At 68.5% G+C, this 17,705-nt stretch carries 18 protein-coding genes; 11 read left to right on the top strand and 7 right to left on the bottom strand.

The features are described from left to right. Positions 1–36 precede the first annotated feature (36 nt). A complete protein-coding gene (locus AB0N75_RS00185) occupies positions 37–1,407 on the top strand; it encodes a TIGR00366 family protein (protein WP_364643424.1) in 1,371 nt (456 codons plus the stop codon). Here the strand turns inward: AB0N75_RS00185 and AB0N75_RS00180 are convergent. Together AB0N75_RS00180 and AB0N75_RS00175 are read right to left on the bottom strand one after the other, a co-directional pair. After that, positions 1,404–2,624, bottom strand: a complete 1,221-nt coding sequence (locus tag AB0N75_RS00180; RefSeq protein WP_364643421.1) for an MFS transporter — start codon at positions 2,622–2,624, stop codon at positions 1,404–1,406. The two genes, AB0N75_RS00185 and AB0N75_RS00180, sit on opposite strands and share 4 nt — an antisense overlap. Before the next feature lie 140 nt (positions 2,625–2,764). Beyond that, on the bottom strand, positions 2,765–3,808 hold the full coding sequence (locus tag AB0N75_RS00175) for an iron-siderophore ABC transporter substrate-binding protein (RefSeq protein WP_364644752.1): 1,044 nt from the start codon (positions 3,806–3,808) through the stop codon (positions 2,765–2,767). 266 nt (positions 3,809–4,074) lie between these two features. Here AB0N75_RS00175 and AB0N75_RS00170 point away from each other — a divergent pair, with 266 nt between their 5' ends. After that, complete coding sequence (locus AB0N75_RS00170; RefSeq protein ID WP_364643418.1) at positions 4,075–5,784, top strand: amidohydrolase; 1,710 nt, start codon at positions 4,075–4,077, stop codon at positions 5,782–5,784. Next, positions 5,781–7,217 (top strand): FAD-dependent oxidoreductase, encoded by a 1,437-nt coding sequence (locus AB0N75_RS00165; protein WP_364643416.1) that lies wholly within the window; start codon positions 5,781–5,783, stop codon positions 7,215–7,217. Before AB0N75_RS00170 ends, AB0N75_RS00165 begins: the two co-directional genes overlap by 4 nt. A 4-nt stretch (positions 7,218–7,221) precedes the next feature. On the opposite strand, the gene AB0N75_RS00160 is transcribed toward AB0N75_RS00165, so the two are convergent. Next, entirely contained in the window at positions 7,222–8,457 is a 1,236-nt protein-coding gene (locus AB0N75_RS00160; RefSeq protein WP_364643413.1) for an MFS transporter, read from the bottom strand. 11 nt (positions 8,458–8,468) lie between these two features. After that, on the bottom strand, positions 8,469–8,939 hold the full coding sequence (locus tag AB0N75_RS00155) for a MarR family transcriptional regulator (protein ID WP_364643410.1): 471 nt from the start codon (positions 8,937–8,939) through the stop codon (positions 8,469–8,471). 154 nt (positions 8,940–9,093) lie between these two features. Between AB0N75_RS00155 and AB0N75_RS00150 the strand changes: the two genes are divergently transcribed. The 8 genes from AB0N75_RS00150 (at position 9,094) to AB0N75_RS00115 (ending at position 13,825) form a co-directional block, all read left to right on the top strand. Continuing rightward, a complete protein-coding gene (locus tag AB0N75_RS00150) occupies positions 9,094–9,246 on the top strand; it encodes a hypothetical protein (RefSeq protein WP_364643407.1) in 153 nt (50 codons plus the stop codon). A 73-nt stretch (positions 9,247–9,319) separates the two neighbouring features. After that, positions 9,320–9,820: a methylated-DNA--[protein]-cysteine S-methyltransferase gene (locus tag AB0N75_RS00145; protein ID WP_364643404.1), complete on the top strand. Its 501-nt coding sequence runs from the start codon at positions 9,320–9,322 to the stop codon at positions 9,818–9,820. Next, a complete protein-coding gene (locus AB0N75_RS00140) occupies positions 9,820–10,392 on the top strand; it encodes a sigma-70 family RNA polymerase sigma factor (RefSeq protein ID WP_364643402.1) in 573 nt (190 codons plus the stop codon). The genes AB0N75_RS00145 and AB0N75_RS00140 overlap by 1 nt, the downstream gene beginning before the upstream one ends. Then, a complete protein-coding gene (locus tag AB0N75_RS00135; protein WP_364643399.1) occupies positions 10,389–11,021 on the top strand; it encodes a methylated-DNA--[protein]-cysteine S-methyltransferase in 633 nt (210 codons plus the stop codon). Before AB0N75_RS00140 ends, AB0N75_RS00135 begins: the two co-directional genes overlap by 4 nt. After that, positions 11,018–11,683 (top strand): alpha-ketoglutarate-dependent dioxygenase AlkB, encoded by a 666-nt coding sequence (locus AB0N75_RS00130; RefSeq protein WP_364643396.1) that lies wholly within the window; start codon positions 11,018–11,020, stop codon positions 11,681–11,683. Before AB0N75_RS00135 ends, AB0N75_RS00130 begins: the two co-directional genes overlap by 4 nt. 142 nt (positions 11,684–11,825) lie before the next feature. After that, positions 11,826–12,428, top strand: a complete 603-nt coding sequence (locus tag AB0N75_RS00125; protein ID WP_364643393.1) for a DNA-3-methyladenine glycosylase I — start codon at positions 11,826–11,828, stop codon at positions 12,426–12,428. Positions 12,429–12,577: 149 nt separating this feature from the next. After that, positions 12,578–12,970: a universal stress protein gene (locus AB0N75_RS00120; protein WP_364643390.1), complete on the top strand. Its 393-nt coding sequence runs from the start codon at positions 12,578–12,580 to the stop codon at positions 12,968–12,970. A gap of 3 nt (positions 12,971–12,973) precedes the next feature. Continuing rightward, positions 12,974–13,825, top strand: a complete 852-nt coding sequence (locus AB0N75_RS00115; RefSeq protein WP_364643387.1) for an AlkA N-terminal domain-containing protein — start codon at positions 12,974–12,976, stop codon at positions 13,823–13,825. Between the two features lie 44 nt (positions 13,826–13,869). On the opposite strand, the gene AB0N75_RS00110 is transcribed toward AB0N75_RS00115, so the two are convergent. From AB0N75_RS00110 to AB0N75_RS00100, 3 genes are all read right to left on the bottom strand, one after another. Continuing rightward, complete coding sequence (locus AB0N75_RS00110; protein ID WP_364643384.1) at positions 13,870–14,739, bottom strand: aldo/keto reductase; 870 nt, start codon at positions 14,737–14,739, stop codon at positions 13,870–13,872. Positions 14,740–14,839: 100 nt separating this feature from the next. Further along, positions 14,840–16,108 (bottom strand): MFS transporter, encoded by a 1,269-nt coding sequence (locus AB0N75_RS00105; RefSeq protein ID WP_364643381.1) that lies wholly within the window; start codon positions 16,106–16,108, stop codon positions 14,840–14,842. Positions 16,109–16,274: 166 nt separating this feature from the next. Next, complete coding sequence (locus AB0N75_RS00100; RefSeq protein ID WP_364643378.1) at positions 16,275–17,621, bottom strand: FAD-dependent oxidoreductase; 1,347 nt, start codon at positions 17,619–17,621, stop codon at positions 16,275–16,277. Positions 17,622–17,705: the final 84 nt, after the last annotated feature.

The raw sequence follows: 17,705 nt of genomic DNA, 5'->3' as shown, positions 1-17,705 counted from the left end.
GCGGCGAGGTGGCTGCGGATCCGAGCAGGAGGTGCCATGTCCCCCATCAGCCAGAAGACGCGATCCAATCCGGTCTCCGCCGCCATGCGGCCGGTCAACTCCCTCGTTGAACGGTTCATCCCCAGTGCGCTGGTCTTCGCGATAGTCCTGACCGTCGTCGTAGCGATCATGGCTCTGGTCCTGACCAGCTCCAGCCCGGTGGAGGTAGTGCAGGGTTGGGGCGACGGGCTGTCCGGCCTGCTGTCCTTCATGACGCAAATGGCGCTGATCCTGCTGCTGGGCCACACGCTGGCGAACACCCGGCCGGTCCGCCGCCTGCTTTCCTTCCTCGGCGGTGTGCCGCGCGGCCCGATCCAGGCCTACGTCTTCGTCTTCGTGGTGGCGGCCGCGGCGTCGCTGCTCACGTGGGGCCTGGGCCTGGTGGTCGGCGCCCTGCTGGCCAAGGAAGTCGCCGCGCAGTTGAGGGCCAAGGGCATCCGGCTGCATTTCCCCATGTTGGTGGCCGCCGCCTTCTCCGGCTTCGTGGTCTGGCACATGGGCTACTCGGGTTCCGGCCCGCTGACCGCCGCGACGGAAGGTTCCTTCCTGGCCGAGCAGATCGGCCGTACCATTCCGGTCAGCGAAACCACCTTCTCGCTCTGGAACATCCTGGCCGCCATCGCCACCGTGATTGTGGTGGGTGCGGCGCTCTCCCTCGTGGCTCCGCGCGGCGATGACAAAATCGTGGAACTGGAAATCGATGCCCGCGACGGTGAGGCGGACTACGACGACGAGGTGGTCACCCCGGCGGACCGGCTCGATGCCAGCCGCATCCTGACCCTGCTCGTCGGGCTGGCACTGGTGTCCTATCTGGCCATCCACTTCGGCACCGGCGGCACGCTGACGCTGGACATCGTCAACTGGTCCTTCCTGGCACTGATTTTCCTGCTGGTACGCAACCCGTTCGAGCTGATCGCCCTGATCAAGAATGCGGCATCCAACGTGGGCGACATCCTGCTGCAGTTCCCGCTCTACGCCGGGATCATGGGGATCATGACCGCCACCGGGCTGATCACGGTGCTCTCCGACTTTTTCGTGGACATCAGCACGCCGCAGACGTTCGGGGTGTTGGCGCTGCTCTCCGCCGGGCTGGTGAACTTCTTCGTCCCGTCCGGCGGCGGCCAGTTCGCCGTCCAGGGCCCCATCATGCTCGACGCCGCGGCCCGGCTGGACGTGGACCCCGCCGTCGCCATCATGGCCGTATCCTACGGCGATCAGTGGACCAACATGATCCAGCCGTTCTGGGCCCTGCCGCTGCTGGCCATCGCCGGGCTGAAGATGCGGGACATCCTCGGCTACACCATGGTCACCCTGATCGCCTCCGGCCTGGTGTTCGCGGCCACCATGCTGATCGTCGGCGCGGGCTAGCCGGCGAAGGCGAAGCGGTCCCGCCCCACCAGCAAGCCGGTCGCCGCCTGCAGGACCGCGATGACGCAGAGCAAGGTCAGGGAAGCCGCCCAGGCTCCGGACGCGGCGAAGAGTCCGCCGAAGATCGGCGGACCCGCCGCGGCCAGCAGATAACCGATCGACTGGGCCATCCCGGAGAGGGCGCTCGCTTCGCGGTGCGTGCGGGTGCGCAGGCCGAAGAGCGAGAGCGCGGTAACCAGGGAGCTGCCGCAGCCGAAACCGGCCACCAGCACCCAGAACAGCATGATCTGGGGCATCAGCAGGATGCCCAGCACCCCGGCCAGCACCAGCAGCGGCGGGCCCGAGGCGGCCAGGCGCTGCGTCGGCCCGCGGAGCGCCACGGGCGTCATCAGGCTGGACACCACGCCGATCAACTGGAACATCATCAGGTCCCAGCCGGACGCCAGCCCGCTGCGGCCGTGGAAGCGTTCCAGCGTGGGCAGCCAGGTAATGAGGATGTAGAAAATCATGGACTGCAAGCCCATGTACAGCGTCACCTGCCAGGCGATCCCGGACTTCCAGACCGAGCCCCTGACCAGGGCCGGCGCGGCGGCCGCTTCACGGGCCTGGCCGGCAGGCCGGCTGCCCCGGCGCAGGCGGGGCAGCCAGAGCAGCACGGCAGGCACCGCCAGCACCACGAAGGCCGTCAGCGCGAAGCGCCAGCCGGCCGGTTCGCCGCCGATCGGAACCAGCGAGAGCGGCACGGCAAGTCCGGCGCCCAGCGAGGCACAGCCGCCGAGCACGGCGGAATAGCCTCCGGTGAGCGAGGCCATCCGCTCCGGAAAGTCGCGTTTGAGCAGTGCCGGGAGCATCACGTTGCAGACAGCGATGGCGGCGCCGATCAGCATGGTGCCGATCCACAGGTTCGCGAGCGAGCCCGGGATGGGGCGCAGCAACGTGCCCGCCACCAGCAGCAGCAGGGCACCGAAGACCGTGCGTTCGACGCCGAACCTCTCGCTCAGGCCGTGGGCCAGCGGGGACACCGCGCCGAAGGCCAGCAGCGGCACCGCGGCCAGCACGCCCAGGGCGGCAACGCCCAGTCCCGTCTCCGCGCCGATCTGGTCCAGCAGCGGGCCCACGCTGGTCAGCACCGGGCGCAGGTTGGCGGCCACCACCAGAATGCCGGCAATCAGCACCCCGGCCGACAGCGCCCGGCTGGTCCCGCGGGTTTCCCGCACCGCCACTCCCTTCCACGGTAGGTAGTCTCAGGCAACTGTATGCGACGGGACACAGAAAGGGGCACCCTGTCCGCGCAGGAACCGGAGTTCCGCGCGGCGGGTGCCCCTCCGTCGTCGTACTGGAAGGGAAAGCGGGGCAGTTACTTGGCTGCGTCCGCCGCGTCAGCGGCCTTGCCGAGCATCGGCAGGAAGGTGTCCAGCGCCCACGGCAGGCTCAACGGCGAGGCCGCGGAGATGGACAGCGTCAGGGTGTTGTCCGAGTCCGCCACCAGCGCATCGTTCTTGATGGCGGGGATCTGCCCCAGCAGCGGGTCGGTGGTGATCTGCTGCGCGGTCTTATCGTCCGGGACCCAGGTCACGAACACGTCGGAAGCCAGCTCGTTGGCCTTCTCTGCGGACCACGGGATGAAGAACTCGCCGGAGTCCTTGGTGGCGTCGGTGACCACATCCGCCTGCACCATGCCGATGCTGGTCAGGAACTTCGGCCGGTTGTCGTTGGCTGTGTAGACATTGACGCCGTCACCCTTGGCCGGCTCAAGGTTGCCGTAGATGAAGCTCTTGCCCGCCAGCTGCGGGTACTCGGAAGCCTTGGCCACAATGGTCTGCTCGGTTTCCGCGACCAGGTCCTCGGCCTGCTGGCTCAGGCCCAGCGCCTGGCCGATCATCCGGGTGGAGTCCTGCCAGTCGGTGCCGTACGGGGTCTCCGGGTAGGCGATGACCGGGGCGATCTTGCTCAGCGTGTCATAGTCCTCCTGGGTCAGGCCGGAGTACGCGGCCAGGATGACGTCAGGAGCCAGCTCGGCCACCTCGTCGAAGGCGATTCCGTCCACCTCGGAGTACTGCGTGGGCGCGTTCTCGGTGCCAATCGCCGCGCCGAGCTCCTCCAGCTTGGCGTCCCGCCAAGGAGTGGAGCCGTTCTCATTGCCGCCCCAGTCTTCCTTCGGCATGCCGACCGGAACCACGCCCAAGGACAGGGCCACATCGGAATTCACCCAGGATACGGTGGCCACGCGCTCGGGCTGCTCTTCGATCACCGTCTCACCGAACGCATGTTCAACGGTGACCGGGAACTGGTCCGTCGCTGCGGCTGACTGCCCGCCTTCGGAATCTCCGCCGGCGGGGCCGGTGGAGCAGGCGGTCAGGGACAACAGGACGACGGCGGCGGCAGCTACCAGACCGCGCATGCGTGAAACGCCCACGTGGGGCCTCCTCGAATCAAAGGGGAACGAACAAAAGTAAGGGTAGCCTATGCTCAGTTGGAATAAGCAACTACTTTGTTGCGTATTTCGACGGCGGTGCGCCACTGCCGTGCCGGGGCCGGGATTTCCGCCACCGGCAGCAGGAGCCGACCACGGAGCCGGATCGAAAACCGTTGACAAAGTTCTCCGCCCCCTGTGTCATAAGTGAAACTCGTTCATTTCCGGCACAGGCCGGGGACCCAGGAGCGGCCATGGCGGCAGGTTGGATTTTCCACTCCGGCAGGATCTTCGATGGCCTGCGCCTGCATCCGGCGGCCACCGCGGTTGCCGTCTCGGACGGTGTGGTCACCGTCGTCGGATCCGATGCAGAAGTCCGGGCTGCCGCGGGGCCGGATGCCACGCCCGTTGACCTGCGGGGCCGGTTGCTGGCACCGGGCTTCACCGACGCGCATGTGCACGCGGTAATGGCGGGGCTGGAACGGCTGGGCTGCGACCTCTCACACTGTTCCGGAGCCGAGGCCGTGCTGGCGCACGCCGCATCCGCCGCAGCCGGATCCGCGGGGCCCGACTCTTCGACGCCCGGCAACGCTTGGATCACCGGCGGAGGCTGGCACAAGGCCGATTTTCCGGGCGGCTATCCCACCCGCGAGGTGCTGGACGCGGTGGTTCCGGACCGGCCCGTCTATCTGGTCAACGCCGACCACCACAGCGCCTGGGTCAACACCAGGGCGCTGGAACTGGCCGGACTCGACGCCGCGACCCCCGATCCCGAGGACGGAGTGCTGGAGCGCGACGCCGCAGGCTTCCCGAGCGGGACGCTGCATGAGGGCGCCATGGACCTGGTGAACCGGGCCATTCCGCGCGCCACCGTCGAGGAGATGCGGGCCGGATTGTTGGAAGCCCAGCGCTACCTCCACTCGGTGGGCGTCACCGGCTGGCAGGAGGCGATCCTGGGCGACTATGCCGGCTATCCGGAGGCCAGCGCCGCGTACCGGACGCTGCTGGAGCAGGACCGGCTGACCGGCCGTGCCGCGGGAGCCCTCTGGGTGCCGCGGTCCACCACGCTGGAGTCGGTTCCGGATCTGGTGGCCGAGTTCGTCGCGCGGCGGGAGCAGAATGCGGCCGCCGGTTTCCGCACCACCAGCGCCAAAATCATGGTGGACGGAGTGCCGGAGAACCGGACGGCGGCCATGCTGGAGCCGTATCTTCAGCCGTGCGCCTGTGAAGGGATGGCAGCGAACGACGGCGGTGCCTCCGCAGACCGCGGGCTGAGCTACCTGCCCAAAGACGTGTTGGTGGCGGTGGTGGCGGCGCTGGATGCGGCCGGGTTCGACCTGCATCTCCACGTGATCGGCGACCGCGCCGTGCGCGACGGGCTGGACGCCGTCGAACATGCCCGCCGGGTCAACGGCCGCGGCACCGGGCGTCATCACATGGCGCACCTGCAGATCATTCACCCCGCCGACGTGCCCCGCTTCGCCGAACTGGACGTCACCGCCAACCTGCAGGCGCTCTGGGCCTGCAACGACGCCCAAATGCGCGAGCTGACCGTGCCGTTGATCGGCGAGGAGCGAGCCGGCTGGCAGTACCCGTTTCGCTCCCTCGCGGAGTCCGGCGCCCGGCTGGCGATGGGTTCGGACTGGCCGGTTTCCTCGCCGGATCCCTGGCAGGCCATCCACGTGGCGGTCAACCGCAGCCACCCCGACGACGGCTCGGACGGACCGCTGCTGCCGGGCGAGGCGCTTTCCCTGGCGGCAGCACTGGCGGCCTACACCTCCGGCTCGGCCTGGCTGAACCGCCATGACGACGGCGGCCGGATCGTTCCCGGTGCGCCGGCCGATCTGGTGGTGCTGAGCGCCGATCCGTTCAGCTTGCCGGCGGCGGAACTGCATACCGTCGGCACGGACATGACGTTCGTGGCCGGCGAACCGGTGTTCGAGCGACAGGCGGTGCGGGCATGAAAACGTTCTACGACCGGGCAGAAGAAGAGATCCCCGCCGCCCGGATCGACGCGGCGCTGGCCGGGGCGTCCGCCACGCCCTATTGGCTGGACGATCCTTCCCGCCCCGAGTCGCTGCCGCCGCTGCGTGGCCCGGTGACGGCGGACCTGGCGGTGGTCGGCGGCGGCTACACCGGCCTGTGGACCGCGCTGCTGGCCAAGGAACGCGACCCGGACCGCTCGGTGGTGCTGCTGGAGGGCAACCGGATCGGCTGGGCCGCCTCCGGCCGCAACGGCGGATTCTGCGAGGCCAGCCTGACGCACGGCAGCGCTAACGGACAGAAACATCTGCCGGAGGAGACCGAACTGCTGGGCAAGCTGGGCCTGCAGAACCTGGACGAGATCGAACAAACCCTGGTCCGGTACGGAATCGATGCCGGTTTCGAGCGGACCGGAACACTCTCGGTGGCCACCGAAGAGCACCACGTGGCATGGCTCCGGGAGGAAGCCGCCGAAGACCCGGCGCTGGAGTTCCTGGACCGGTCCGCCGTGCAGCGGGAGGTCGCCTCGCCGGCCTACCGCGCGGGATTACGGGACCGTCTGGGGACGGCGCTGGTGCACCCGGCCAGGCTGGCGTGGGGACTGCGCGACGCGTGCCTGAGCGCCGGCGTCGAAATCTATGAACACACCCCGGCCCGTTCCGTGGCAGGGCGCGCGGGGTTGATGGCGCTGCGCACGGACTTCGGCTCGGTGGCAGCCGGGCGGGTGGCGCTGGCAACCAATGCCTTCCCGTCGCTGCTGGCGCGCACCCGGCCGCACACCGTCCCGGTGTACGACTACGCCCTGATGACCGAGCCGCTCACCGGCGTGCAGCGCGAAGCCCTCGGCTGGGCCGAACGGTTCGGCCTCTCGGACAATGACAACCGGTTCCACTACTACCGGCTGACCACCGACGCCGGCGGGCGGGACCGGATGCTGTTCGGCGGCTACGACGCCGTCTACCACTACGGCCGGTCGCTGAGGCACAGCCACGAACAGCGCCCGGAAACGTTCCGTCGCCTGGCCGCCCATTTCTACGCAACCTTCCCGCAGCTGGCCGACGTCCGCTTCAGCCACGCATGGGGCGGCGCCATCGACACCTGCAGCCGTTTCTTTTCCTTCTTCGAGACCGCGTACGGCGGCCGGGTGGCCTACTGCGCCGGCTTCACCGGGCTGGGCGTAGGGGCCTCGCGCTTCGGCGCCAACGTGATGCTGGACCTGCTCTCCGGCCAACCGACCGAGCGCACCCGGCTGCAGCTGGTGCGGAAGAAGCCGCTGCCGTTCCCGCCCGAACCGCTCGCCTGGCTGGGCGTCAAGCTCACCACCGCGGCCATGGTCCGCGCCGACCGCAACCAAGGACGCCGCGGACCCTGGCTGAAAGCCATGGATGCGGTCGGCATGGGCTTCGACTCGTAATCCGCTAGTCCGCCCCGATCGCCGCGGCGTCGGCGGGCACCGTGTGCGGGTCGGCCGGCGCCTCACGCTTGCGCAGCAGCAGCATGCCGGCGGCCACCAGGCTGCAGGCAGCCGCCGCCCAGAACGGGGCGGAAACGTTCCCGAACCATACGGCCACGTGCCCCACGAGGATGGCCGACGCGGCGCCGCCGAGCCAGCGCATGAAGTTGTAGCCGGCGCTGTTCACCGCCCGCGGTCCGGAACCGGCACTCATCGCGCTGCCGGTGAACAGCGTATTCAGCACCCCGGAGACAATGCCGGAGACCACCACGCCGGCCACCACCACCGACTTGATGCCGGTGGACATGGCCAGCAGGATCACCGCATAGAGCACGACGGCGGCGATCGCACCACCGCGCTCCCCCAGCCAGCCGGCGACCTTCGGTGCCAGAACAACGCCGGACACGGCCACGCACAGGCCCCAGCCGAAGAATACGAAGCCGATGAACAACGCGCCCTCGTCCAGCACGAATGGAGCCCAGGCGATGATCGCGAAGAAGGCTGCGGTGTAGAACGCCGAGCCGATCGAGGTCAGCAGCAGGCTGCGGTTGCGCAGTGCCAGCAGCGGGTCCACCAACCGCACCGGCTGCCGGTCGGACTTGTCTCTGTCCTTCTCCAGCATGCTCACGCAGAGGATGGCACCGACGGCCATCAGGATGGCAGTTCCCGCGAACGGTCCGCGCCAGCTGATGTTGCCCAGCACGGCGCCGAGCAACGGACCGATCGCCAGCCCCACTCCCAGTGCGGCCTCGTAGAGCAGGATGGCACCCTGCTGCCCGCCCGCGGCCGCTCCGACAATCACTGAGAGCGCGGTGGCGATGAAGAAGGCGTTGCCCAGGCCCCAGAGTGCGCGGAGCCAGACCAGTGTCTCGATGTCGCCGGCCGCCGCGCACAGTCCGGCCGCGATGACGATCAGCACCAGCCCGGCCACCAGCGTCCGCTTGGCCCCGAACCGGTAGGACATCATGCCTGTCAGCAGCATGGCCACCACCTGCACGCCCAGATAGGACCCGAAGAGCAGGGTGGTTTGTGACGGCTCGGCGCCCAGTGACTCGGTGATCACATTGAGGATCGGGTCCACCAGGCCGATGCCCATGAAGGTGATGACCGCGGCGAAGGCGGTCACCCAGACGGATTTTGGCTGGCACCTCAGCGCATCGGTGAGTTTGGCGTGTTGTTGCGGCGCCGCAACGTTGGTCATGATTGTTCTCCTCAGTGTTCGGCCGGTGATTGTTCGGCCGGCAGCCCGTTTGCTGCTTCCACCGCCAGCAGCCGGGACATGGCCGGCGCGGCGGCGGCCAGCAGGTTCCGGTCTTCGGGCCGGAGGTCTGCCAGCAGGCGGGCAAATTCCTGGTCCCGCTCGGCGGCGAGCGCAGCGATCTGCGAGCGCCCGTCGGAGGTCAGGTCCACCAGAACGCGGCGCCGGTCATTCGGATCGGCCAGCCGCTCCACCAGACCGATCCGGACCAGTCCGGCCACCACACTCGTGGCGGTCGGCATTTTTACACCTTCAAGCGCGGCTAGTTCGCCCATCCGCAGTTTTCCCTTGTCCATCAGCGTGGTCAGCACCGACGACTGCGCGGCGGTCACATCCCAGCCCGGGCTGCGGCGGCGGACCATCTGGTAGATCCGGGTCAGCAGCGGCCTCAGTTGGCGGGACAGCTCGAGTTGTTCATGCTGCATATTTAGATGGTCTAACTATTAGCTCCCTGAAGCAAGTCGGGTGTCGATGGACGTAACAACCGGACTGGTGTGTCCGTCCGCTCCGGGAGTCAGGCGGCGGTAGGCTGGCCCGGATTGCCCCGCACCGGGCGGCGGCTGGATGAGGGGACGCGGCATGTCGGTGTATCCGGTACTCGGGGTGTTGTACGTGGTTTTCCTGCTCGGCTTGGCTGTGCTGGTGGTGTGGATCCTGATCCTGCTGATCAGCTTCCTCCGCCTGAAGAACGCCGAACTTCGCGCCGCCGCGGCACGGCGGGAGTCCGAGTAAACAACCGAAGCCTCACGTTTCGAAGCGCGGAAACGTCTGCACAGGAGAGAATGGAAGCGGACGAAGGAGCGCCATGACCCGCGTGCACACCCTCATCGATACCCCGCTCGGGGAGCTGACGGCCGTCGCCGAGGACGGTTCGCTGACTGCGCTCTACTTCCCCAGCCACAAACGGATGCCGGACTCTGCGACGTTCGGTGAGCGCACCGCCGTCGGCTTCGAAGCGGTCACGGAACAGCTGGCGGAGTATTTCGCCGGCCAGCGCAGGGATTTCGACCTCCCGCAGGCGCCTCAGGGAGACCCCTTCAAGCGACGCGTGTGGGCTTTACTGCGGGAGATCCCGTACGGCCAGACCCGCTCCTACGGGCAGCTGGCGTCCACCCTGGGCGATGTGCATCTGGCGCAGGCAGTGGGCCACGCCAACGGCAAGAACCCGATCTCCATTGTGGTGCCGTGCCACCGGGTGGTCGGCGCGGACGGCTCCTTGGTCGGCTACGCCGGCGGGCTGGAACGCAAGCGGTTCCTGCTGGAGCTGGAGGAGCCGTCCGAGGTGAAAGCCGGCAAGCTCTTCTGATGCCCACCTCACGAAGCCGGGCCGGCAGCCGTCTACCGGGTGTGCAGATGAAACCCTTCGAGCAGCTGGTCACCGACCATGGCCCCACCGTGCTGCGCGTTTGCCGGACGGTGCTGGGCCCCGGCCCAGATGCCGAAGACGCGTGGTCGGAAGCCTTTCTGTCCGCGCTCAAGGCCTACCCTGAGTTGCCCCAGGATGCGAACCACGAGGCGTGGCTGGTGACCATCGCCCACCGCAAGGCCATCGACGTCATCCGGCGGCGGGCCCGGACCCCCACGCCCACCGAGTACCTGCCCGAAGCGCCCTCCTCGCTGGGCCTGCCCGGAGAAGACGACGACGAGCTGCGCCAGGCCGTCGCAGCCCTGCCGCTCCGTCAGCGTGAAGCCGTGGCGCTGCACTATCTGGCCGGGCTGCGGTACGCCGAGGCCGCCGAACTCACCGGTTCCAGCCCGGACGCTGTCCGCCGCGCGGCCGCCGATGGCATGGCCAAGCTGCGGGCGTTCTACCGGAGCGGCCGTCAGCGCGCCGCGGACGTGGCCGCACCCGATGCAAGCGAAGGAGCATTCCGATGACTGCCGATGGAAACGCGGTCCAGGACACCGTGGCCGGAGAGGAACTGGACGTGCTGACCCGCCTCCACCCGGCCCAGCTGGAGCGACTGCATGGCCGGCTGGAACACGAGGCGGCAGCCGCCGGCGCCGTCGACCTTGTCTACACCAGCACCGACACCCCGGTCGGAAAGCTGCTGCTGGTCGCCACGGACGAAGGCCTGGTCCGTGTGGCCTTCGCCAGCGAGCAGCACGATGACGTGCTCGCCGCGCTGGCGGGCACGATCAGCCCGCGCATCCTGCGCTCGCCGGCCCGGCTGGAGCCGGCCCTCCGGCAGCTGGACGAATACTTCGCGGGCAGCCGGCGCCTCTTCGACCTCCCGCTGGACCGGCGGTTGTCCAAGGGATTCCGCGCGGAGGTGCTCAACCACCTGCCAGAGATCCCGTATGGCCGGACCGAGAGCTACGCGCAGGTGGCCGCCGCCGTCGGGAATCCCAAGGCCGTCCGCGCCGTGGGCAGCGCCTGCGCCACCAACCCGCTGCCCGTCGTCGTGCCCTGCCACCGCGTGCTCCGCTCGGACGGCGCGTTCGGCGGTTACCTGGGCGGGCCGGAGGCAAAGGCCTACTTGCTGGGGCTGGAGTCCGCGGCATGAGCACGCTGTTCGGCGACACCCCGGCCGGTCCCCGCGAGATCGCGCCGGGGGCGGTGCATGTGCCGGGCTGGCTGAGCGTGGAGCAGCAGCGGGAACTGGTCGAAGCCTGCCGTGAATTTGGCCGCGGACCGGTCCCCTACCGGGCGGCCAAGCTGCCGGGCGGGCACGAGATGAGCGTGCGGACGCTGTGCCTGGGCTGGCACTGGGCGCCGTACAAGTACACCCGGACGGCGGACGACGTGAACGGCGAGCGCGTGCTGGACTTCCCCGACTGGCTGGCGGAGTGGGGCCGGCGGGCTCTCGTCGATGCCTACCGGGACCCGGCTGCGGATCGGGATTACGCGCCGGATGCCGCGCTGATCAATTTCTACGACGACACCGCCAAGATGGGCATGCACCAGGACAAGGACGAGCAGGCAGACTTCCCCGTGGTGTCGCTCAGTATCGGCGACGACTGCCTGTTCCGCTTCGGCAACACCGAAACCCGCACCAAGCCCTACACGGACCTCCGGCTGCGTTCCGGGGACCTGTTCGTCTTCGGCGGACCGTCCCGGTTCGCCTACCACGGCGTCCCCAAGATCTACCCGGCCACCGCCGACCCCGCCTGCGGGCTGACCGGAGGCCGACTCAACCTGACCATGCGCGTGACCGGTCTGGGCTGAACTACCACCACCTTGGCCCCCTCACCCAATTCATTATTCAGCACCCGCCCTTTTCAGCGCTGGGAAGGGCGGTTGCTGAATAGTGAATCGGAGCAGTAGCAGAAGCAGGACACCACCCGGCGCACTAGGAGAGAATCGGCCCATGGAGAAAACCGCTACCGGCGTCGTGCTCTGCGAGGACGGACTGGCCCGGCCGGTCTGGGCCGCCACGGATCCGCTGCTGCGCGAGTACTACGACACTGAATGGGGCATGCCGGTCCGCGGCGAGCAGGGCGTCTATGAGCGCATCACGCTGGAGGGTTTCCAGGCCGGGCTGTCCTGGGCCACCATCCTGCGCAAGCGGCCGGCTTTCCGGAGCGCCTTCAACGACTTCCAGGTGGACACCGTCGCCGGTTTCACCGAGGAGGACGTCGAACGGTTGATGCAGGACGCCGGTATTGTGCGCAACCGCGCCAAGATCCGCGCCGCCATCACCAACGCCAACGCCACCATCGAGTTGCGGGCGGAAGGCGGTTTGAGCGACTTCGTCTGGTCCTTCCAGCCGGAGAGCACACCGTCGCCGAAGCACATCGGGGACGTACCGACCACGTCGCCGGAATCCATCGCACTGTCCAAAGCGCTGCGCAAACGCGGCTTCGCGTTCGTCGGGCCCACCACCATGTTCGCCCTGATGGAGGCCATCGGCATGATCGACACCCATCTGGTGGACAGCCACCGCCGCGGCACCTCCGGCGTCTGGGCCTGAGGCTTGCGCTTTCACAATCACTTCATGCATCCGCCCGCACGCTGAGATGCATGCCACAATAAGGTCCACCCGCTGGCTTCGCGGGACCCGGACGTGCCCGCCCGGCCGCAAGCCAGACACTGCAGGAGTTATCCGGTAAGGAGACCACGTTGACGATTCTTGTTGCCTACGCACCGCGTCCCGAGGGCCGAGCGGCCCTGAGCAAGGGCATCCAGATGGCCACCCAGAACAACGAGAAGCTGGTGGTCGTCAACGCCAGCCCCGGCGGCTCGCACAAGGACGAGTCGTTCTCGGACGCCCACGACGCGTCATGGGTCCAGAAGGAACTTCACAACTCCGGCCTGGACAGCGAATTCAAGCAGTTCGTCCGCGGCAAGGACGCCGTGGAGGAGATTGTGGACCTGGTCGACGAACTCTCTGTCTCGCTGCTGGTCATCGGCCTGCGCAGGCGCTCTCCGGTGGGCAAACTCATCTTGGGCAGCACCGCCCAGGAAATCCTGCTGACCGTCGATTGCCCGGTCCTGGCGGTCAAGGCCCGCTGATCCATGCAGGTCAACCTGCCGCTGGCTCCCCCGTTCGACGCTCCTGCCGCGCTGGCCGCCCTGGCCGCCCACGCGGTACCCGGCCTCGAGCGGGTCGATCCAGCGGCCGGCACCTGCAGCCGCCTCTTCAACACCGGCGCCGGCCCGGTGCCGGTCACCGCCACCCTGTCGCCTGACTCCGTCAGCCTCGAGGTCGGCAGCACCTCTGCCGCCATCCTGGCGGAGATAACGACGGCGGTGCGCGGCTGGCTCGACCTGGAGCTGGAACCGGAGCGGGTGGCGGCGATGTTGGGCGCCGACGCCGTGGTCGGCCCGCTGGTTGCCGCCCGCCCCGGGCTCCGCATCCTCGGCTGTCCGGACGGTTTCGAGGGTGCCGTTTCCACCGTGGTGGGCCAGCAGGTGTCGCTGGCGGCGGCCCGCACCTTCACCGGCCGGCTGGTGTCCACCTTCGGCTCCGCGGCTGGCGACCTGGCCGTGTTCCCCACCGCGGAGACGCTGGCGGCAGCCGGACCGGATGCCATCCGCGAGGCCGTCGGCCTGACCAACGCCCGCGCACGCACCGTCCTGGCCCTGGCCGAAGCCTGTGCCGGCGGGTTGCGCATCACCCCTGACGCCGACCACACCGATACCCGCCGCCGCTTGTTGGCGTTGCCCGGCATCGGCCCGTGGACGGTCGAGTATCTGGCCATGCGCGCGCTGCACGACCGCGACGCGTATCCGGAGGGCGACCTGGTGCTGCAACGGGCCCTCGAGGTAAAGACCGCCAAACAAGCCCGCGAGATCGGGCAAGCGTGGGCCCCGGTCCGCGCCTATGCGGTCTTCCATCTCTGGACGGCCTCCGCCTACCTGCCGTAAACAGCCCGAGGCGGACGCGCGTGGTCAGTCCCCGTGCAGCGTCATCAGCGGGATCCGGCCCGTTCAATCCGTTCGAGCAAATCCGCTGGCAGCTGGAGATGGGGAACCCGCAGGTTGGAGCGGAGATGACCCGGCTTCACCGTGCCGATGACGGCGCTGGAGACTCCCGGATGATTCAGCGCGAAGGCCAGCGCAATCTCGCTGGCGGCGAGGCCGTCGACGTCGTTGATGAACCGGTATTTGCGTCCCTGGACAAACTTGTGCCGGTGGTTCTTGAGCGCCCGGAGCAGGTACCAGACGTCGCTGGGTCCGCCGATCTTGAAGATGTCCCGCGAGTACAGGGTCTGTGCCAGCGGAGACTTGAGCTTGACGCCCACCCCGGCTTCCTGCGCCTCGGAAATCAGACCCTCCAGCGAGCGGTCCACGATGTTGTACTCCACCATCAGCGCGTCGAAGATGCCCAGCTTCAGCGCTTCCTTGGCTCCGCCGCGGCCGGTGGAGACACCGAGCGCGCCGACCGTCCCCCGCTCCTTAAGCTTCAGCACCGTTTCGATGGCGGGGTCGGCCGGGTGCGGGAATCCGTGGAAATGCAGCAGCGGCAGGTGGTCGATCTGCAGCCGCCGCAGGCTGGCGTGCACGCTGTTTTCAATCGCCCGGGGCGAGTAGTCCTTCACATTGCGGTTGTTGATCCAGTGCGATCCCGCTTTCGTGGAGATGACCAGGTTCTCCGTCCGGCCCTTGAGGATGCGGCCCAGCCGCTCTTCGGCGTTGCCGCGGCTGTAGTTCGGGCCGGTGTCGAAGACGGTGATGCCGCCTTCGAGGGCCTGATCGACCAGCTGCGCGGCCTGCCGTTCAGGGAACGCCTTCATTCCCCAGTAGCCGCCGGCCCCGAAGCTGAGTTCGGAAACCTGCAAGCCGGACCGTCCTAGCGCGCGTCGTTTCACCATGCCCCTTTCCGCGGTCAGCGGACCGCCACAAACCATCCAGCCTAGGCTATCGGGGCCCAGACGTAGTTCAGCGAACGACGCCGGTGCGGTTGCCGTAGGCGCGCAGGGCGAACCCCAGCACTGAGCAGAGCAGGTAGCCGGCGCCCACCAGCAGCCAGCCGATGTGGAAGTTGCCGGTGGCCTCCAGCAGCAGTCCCATCAGCAGCGGCCCGGCCGCAAAACCGGCATACATTCCCATCGACACGATGCCGGAAGCCGCCCCGACCCGCTGGGCCGGAACCACACGCATCACGCCGGCCATCACCACCACGTTGGCACCCAGCACGGTGGCGCCGTGCAGGATTACGCCCAGCCAGAGCAGTGCCGGTACGTCCAGCGTGCCCGCCGCGAGGAAGGCAGCCGCCCCGGCGAGCGCGCCGAACCCCAGCAGGATGAGCAGGGTGGAGGCCCGCACGCCCTTGGCCATCCGCCGCCCCCACAGCACGCGGGAGGTTACACCGACGACGCCCGACACACCCGCTGCCACGCCGCCCATGACCAGGCTGAAGCCCAGTTCCCGGACGGTGAACAGCGGCAGGTAGACGTTGGTGGCCTGCATGCCCAGGCCGGCGAGCAGGGAGTAGCCGGCGAACAGCCAGACCGAGAGCGGGAACCGGCCCTGTGCACCGGAATCCTTCGGCGTTGCCGCGGACCGGGCCGAGGCGGAGTCGGCACCAGGCGGCGTGACGCGCGGCGGCCCAGTGGCTGCGGACGGGGCGTGCACCGCCGTCGTGAGGGGGTTCTCCGGGAGTTTGCGCAGGCCGTAGAGCAGCAGCCCGACGGCGACCACGGCGGCCAGCGCGGTGGCGCCCTGCCAGCCGGCCCACAGGGCGACGATGGGGAAGAACAGGCCGGCGAACAGCTGGCTGCCTTGGACGCCGGACTGCTTCACGCCGATCCAGCCGGGCCGCTTGTGCGCAGGAACCTGCGCGATGATGATGCGGTTGGTGGTCGGGTTGGAGATGGCCTGGGCGGGACCGGCCAGCAGCGCTGCGATCACCAAGACCAGGTAGCTGTGGGCCAACGATGCGAGCACCAGGGCCACGGCCGTTCCGGCAAAGATCAGCACCAGCTGGGCCCGGTTGGAGATCCGGTCACTGAGTTTCCCCAGCCACATGCTGCATACCGCGGCGCTGGCGAAGATGGCGGTGGCCAGCAGGCCGAACTGGCCCTCGCTGATGTCCAGGTCCTCGATGACCAACGGGCTGACGGTGCTCAGGCCGTAGTTGAGCAGCGGGCCCACGCCCATGGCGCACGTGAGGACAAAAAGCAGCGCGCCGCTGGGCTGTTTGGACATGCTGCACTCCTTGCTGGCGGATCGGGCTCCGTCCAGCAGGGTACTCCCAGTGCCGGCCCTTCCCCGCGGCAGGTGTCGCGGCAGTCCGGGCCTGCACCGTAACAATGGAGAGCTAGCTCACCTTTTCCCGCGCCGGTGCGCCGGACTCAGGCGGCTAGCAGCGGTCCTATTTCTTGCCCTTCTGCGTATCCGCATGCGCGTCCACGAAGGCCCGCCGTGGATGCCGGGTGGCGCCCATCGAGGTAATGTCGCGGTCGCCCAGGATCAGCGAACTCCAGCCGGCCAGCAGGCGCCACTTGTGGATCCAGGTGGGCAGCGCCAAGCCGTGGTAGCCCATTGCCGCGTACCAGGCCGGCTTGCCCTTGATATCGCGGCCCAGGATCTTGGCCGCGCCCCGGCCCACGCCGTAGGTCGCAACCGTTCCCAAGGTCTTGTGCCGGTACTCCGCCGGCCCTTGGCCCTGCACCGCGTTGACCACGTTCTGGGCCAGCACCTTGGCTTGGCGCACGGCGTGCTGGGCGTTCGGCGGGCAGTAGGCGGGTTGCTGTTCGGCGGCCAGATCGGGCACCTGGGCGCAGTCGCCGGCGGCCCATGCCCCGTGAACCACCTGGCCGGCGTCGTCGATGACCTGCAACCGGGCGTTCGCGTTCACGTGCCCCTTCGGCCCGCGCGGGACATTGGTGTCGTCCAGCACCGGGTTGGGCTTCATGCCGGCCGTCCAGATGATCAGCCCGGCCGGAATGCGTTCTCCGGTGCTGAGTTCGGCGACCGAGTCTTCGCAGGACGGCATGGTGGTCTTCAGCCGCACGTCCACGCCGCGCTCGCGCAAGTGGCCCAGCGTCCACCTGGACAGATCCGGCCCCACTTCGGGAGCCACCCGGTCCAGCGCTTCGATCAGCACCCAGCGCAACTGGGAGCGGTCCAACTCCGGATGTGCGTCCACGGCGAGCTTGGACAGATCGCTCAGTTCCGTCAGCGCTTCGACACCGGTATAGCCGCCGCCGATCACCACGAAGGTGAGTGCCTTGGCCCGCTCTTCCGGGTCGCTGGTGCCGGCGGCCAGGGCCACGTTGTCCAGTACCTTGTCCCGGCAGTAGATGGCCTCTTCCACGGTCTTGAAGCCGACGCCGTGTTCGTCCAGCCCCGGAGTGGGGAACGTCCTGGTCACCGCGCCGACGGCGAACACCACTTGGTCGTAGTCCAGCGAGCGTTCACCGCCGCCGATTTCACTCAGCTTGGCCGTTTTGGCCTGGACGTCCAGCGAGACGAGCTTGCCGCGGACAATGTCCACGTTCTTGAGCGCACTGCGCAGGTTGACGGTGACGATCCGCGGTTCGATTTCGCCGCCGCCGACTTCGGGCAGCAGCGGCTGGTACGTCATGTACGAGTTCGGCTCAACTACGGTAATCCGGGCCGCCTCCGGCCCCAACCGCTTGCGGATCCCCCACGCCGTGTACAGGCCGACGTAACCGCCGCCCAAGATGAGAATGTGAGGCGTCGCTGAAGTGGACATAGTCCAGGCTCCCTCCCTGTTGTGGACAGTGATTCAGTGGTCCTGGTGCATCCTTCGCCGGAAGCCTTCCGGCCCGGCCTGCGG

This window comes from Arthrobacter sp. NPDC089319 (assembly GCF_040684925.1).
GTDB lineage: Bacteria > Actinomycetota > Actinomycetes > Actinomycetales > Micrococcaceae > Crystallibacter.
Note: the sequence above shows the minus strand (reverse complement) of the source record. Positions and strands in the feature narration are given on the sequence as shown.

Excerpts from the sequence above, each read along its gene's own strand:
- AB0N75_RS00185 (WP_364643424.1), top strand. The coding sequence starts at position 37 with ATGTCCCCCATCAGCCAGAAGACGCGATCCAATCCGGTCTCCGCCGCC.
- AB0N75_RS00175 (WP_364644752.1), bottom strand. The coding sequence starts at position 3,808 with ATGCGCGGTCTGGTAGCTGCCGCCGCCGTCGTCCTGTTGTCCCTGACC.
- AB0N75_RS00170 (WP_364643418.1), top strand. The coding sequence starts at position 4,075 with ATGGCGGCAGGTTGGATTTTCCACTCCGGCAGGATCTTCGATGGCCTG.
- AB0N75_RS00165 (WP_364643416.1), top strand. The coding sequence starts at position 5,781 with ATGAAAACGTTCTACGACCGGGCAGAAGAAGAGATCCCCGCCGCCCGG.
- AB0N75_RS00160 (WP_364643413.1), bottom strand. The coding sequence starts at position 8,457 with ATGACCAACGTTGCGGCGCCGCAACAACACGCCAAACTCACCGATGCG.
- AB0N75_RS00155 (WP_364643410.1), bottom strand. The coding sequence starts at position 8,939 with ATGCAGCATGAACAACTCGAGCTGTCCCGCCAACTGAGGCCGCTGCTG.
- AB0N75_RS00150 (WP_364643407.1), top strand. The coding sequence starts at position 9,094 with ATGTCGGTGTATCCGGTACTCGGGGTGTTGTACGTGGTTTTCCTGCTC.
- AB0N75_RS00145 (WP_364643404.1), top strand. The coding sequence starts at position 9,320 with ATGACCCGCGTGCACACCCTCATCGATACCCCGCTCGGGGAGCTGACG.
- AB0N75_RS00140 (WP_364643402.1), top strand. The coding sequence starts at position 9,820 with ATGCCCACCTCACGAAGCCGGGCCGGCAGCCGTCTACCGGGTGTGCAG.
- AB0N75_RS00135 (WP_364643399.1), top strand. The coding sequence starts at position 10,389 with ATGACTGCCGATGGAAACGCGGTCCAGGACACCGTGGCCGGAGAGGAA.
- AB0N75_RS00130 (WP_364643396.1), top strand. The coding sequence starts at position 11,018 with ATGAGCACGCTGTTCGGCGACACCCCGGCCGGTCCCCGCGAGATCGCG.
- AB0N75_RS00125 (WP_364643393.1), top strand. The coding sequence starts at position 11,826 with ATGGAGAAAACCGCTACCGGCGTCGTGCTCTGCGAGGACGGACTGGCC.
- AB0N75_RS00115 (WP_364643387.1), top strand. The coding sequence starts at position 12,974 with ATGCAGGTCAACCTGCCGCTGGCTCCCCCGTTCGACGCTCCTGCCGCG.
- AB0N75_RS00105 (WP_364643381.1), bottom strand. The coding sequence starts at position 16,108 with ATGTCCAAACAGCCCAGCGGCGCGCTGCTTTTTGTCCTCACGTGCGCC.
- AB0N75_RS00100 (WP_364643378.1), bottom strand. The coding sequence starts at position 17,621 with ATGTCCACTTCAGCGACGCCTCACATTCTCATCTTGGGCGGCGGTTAC.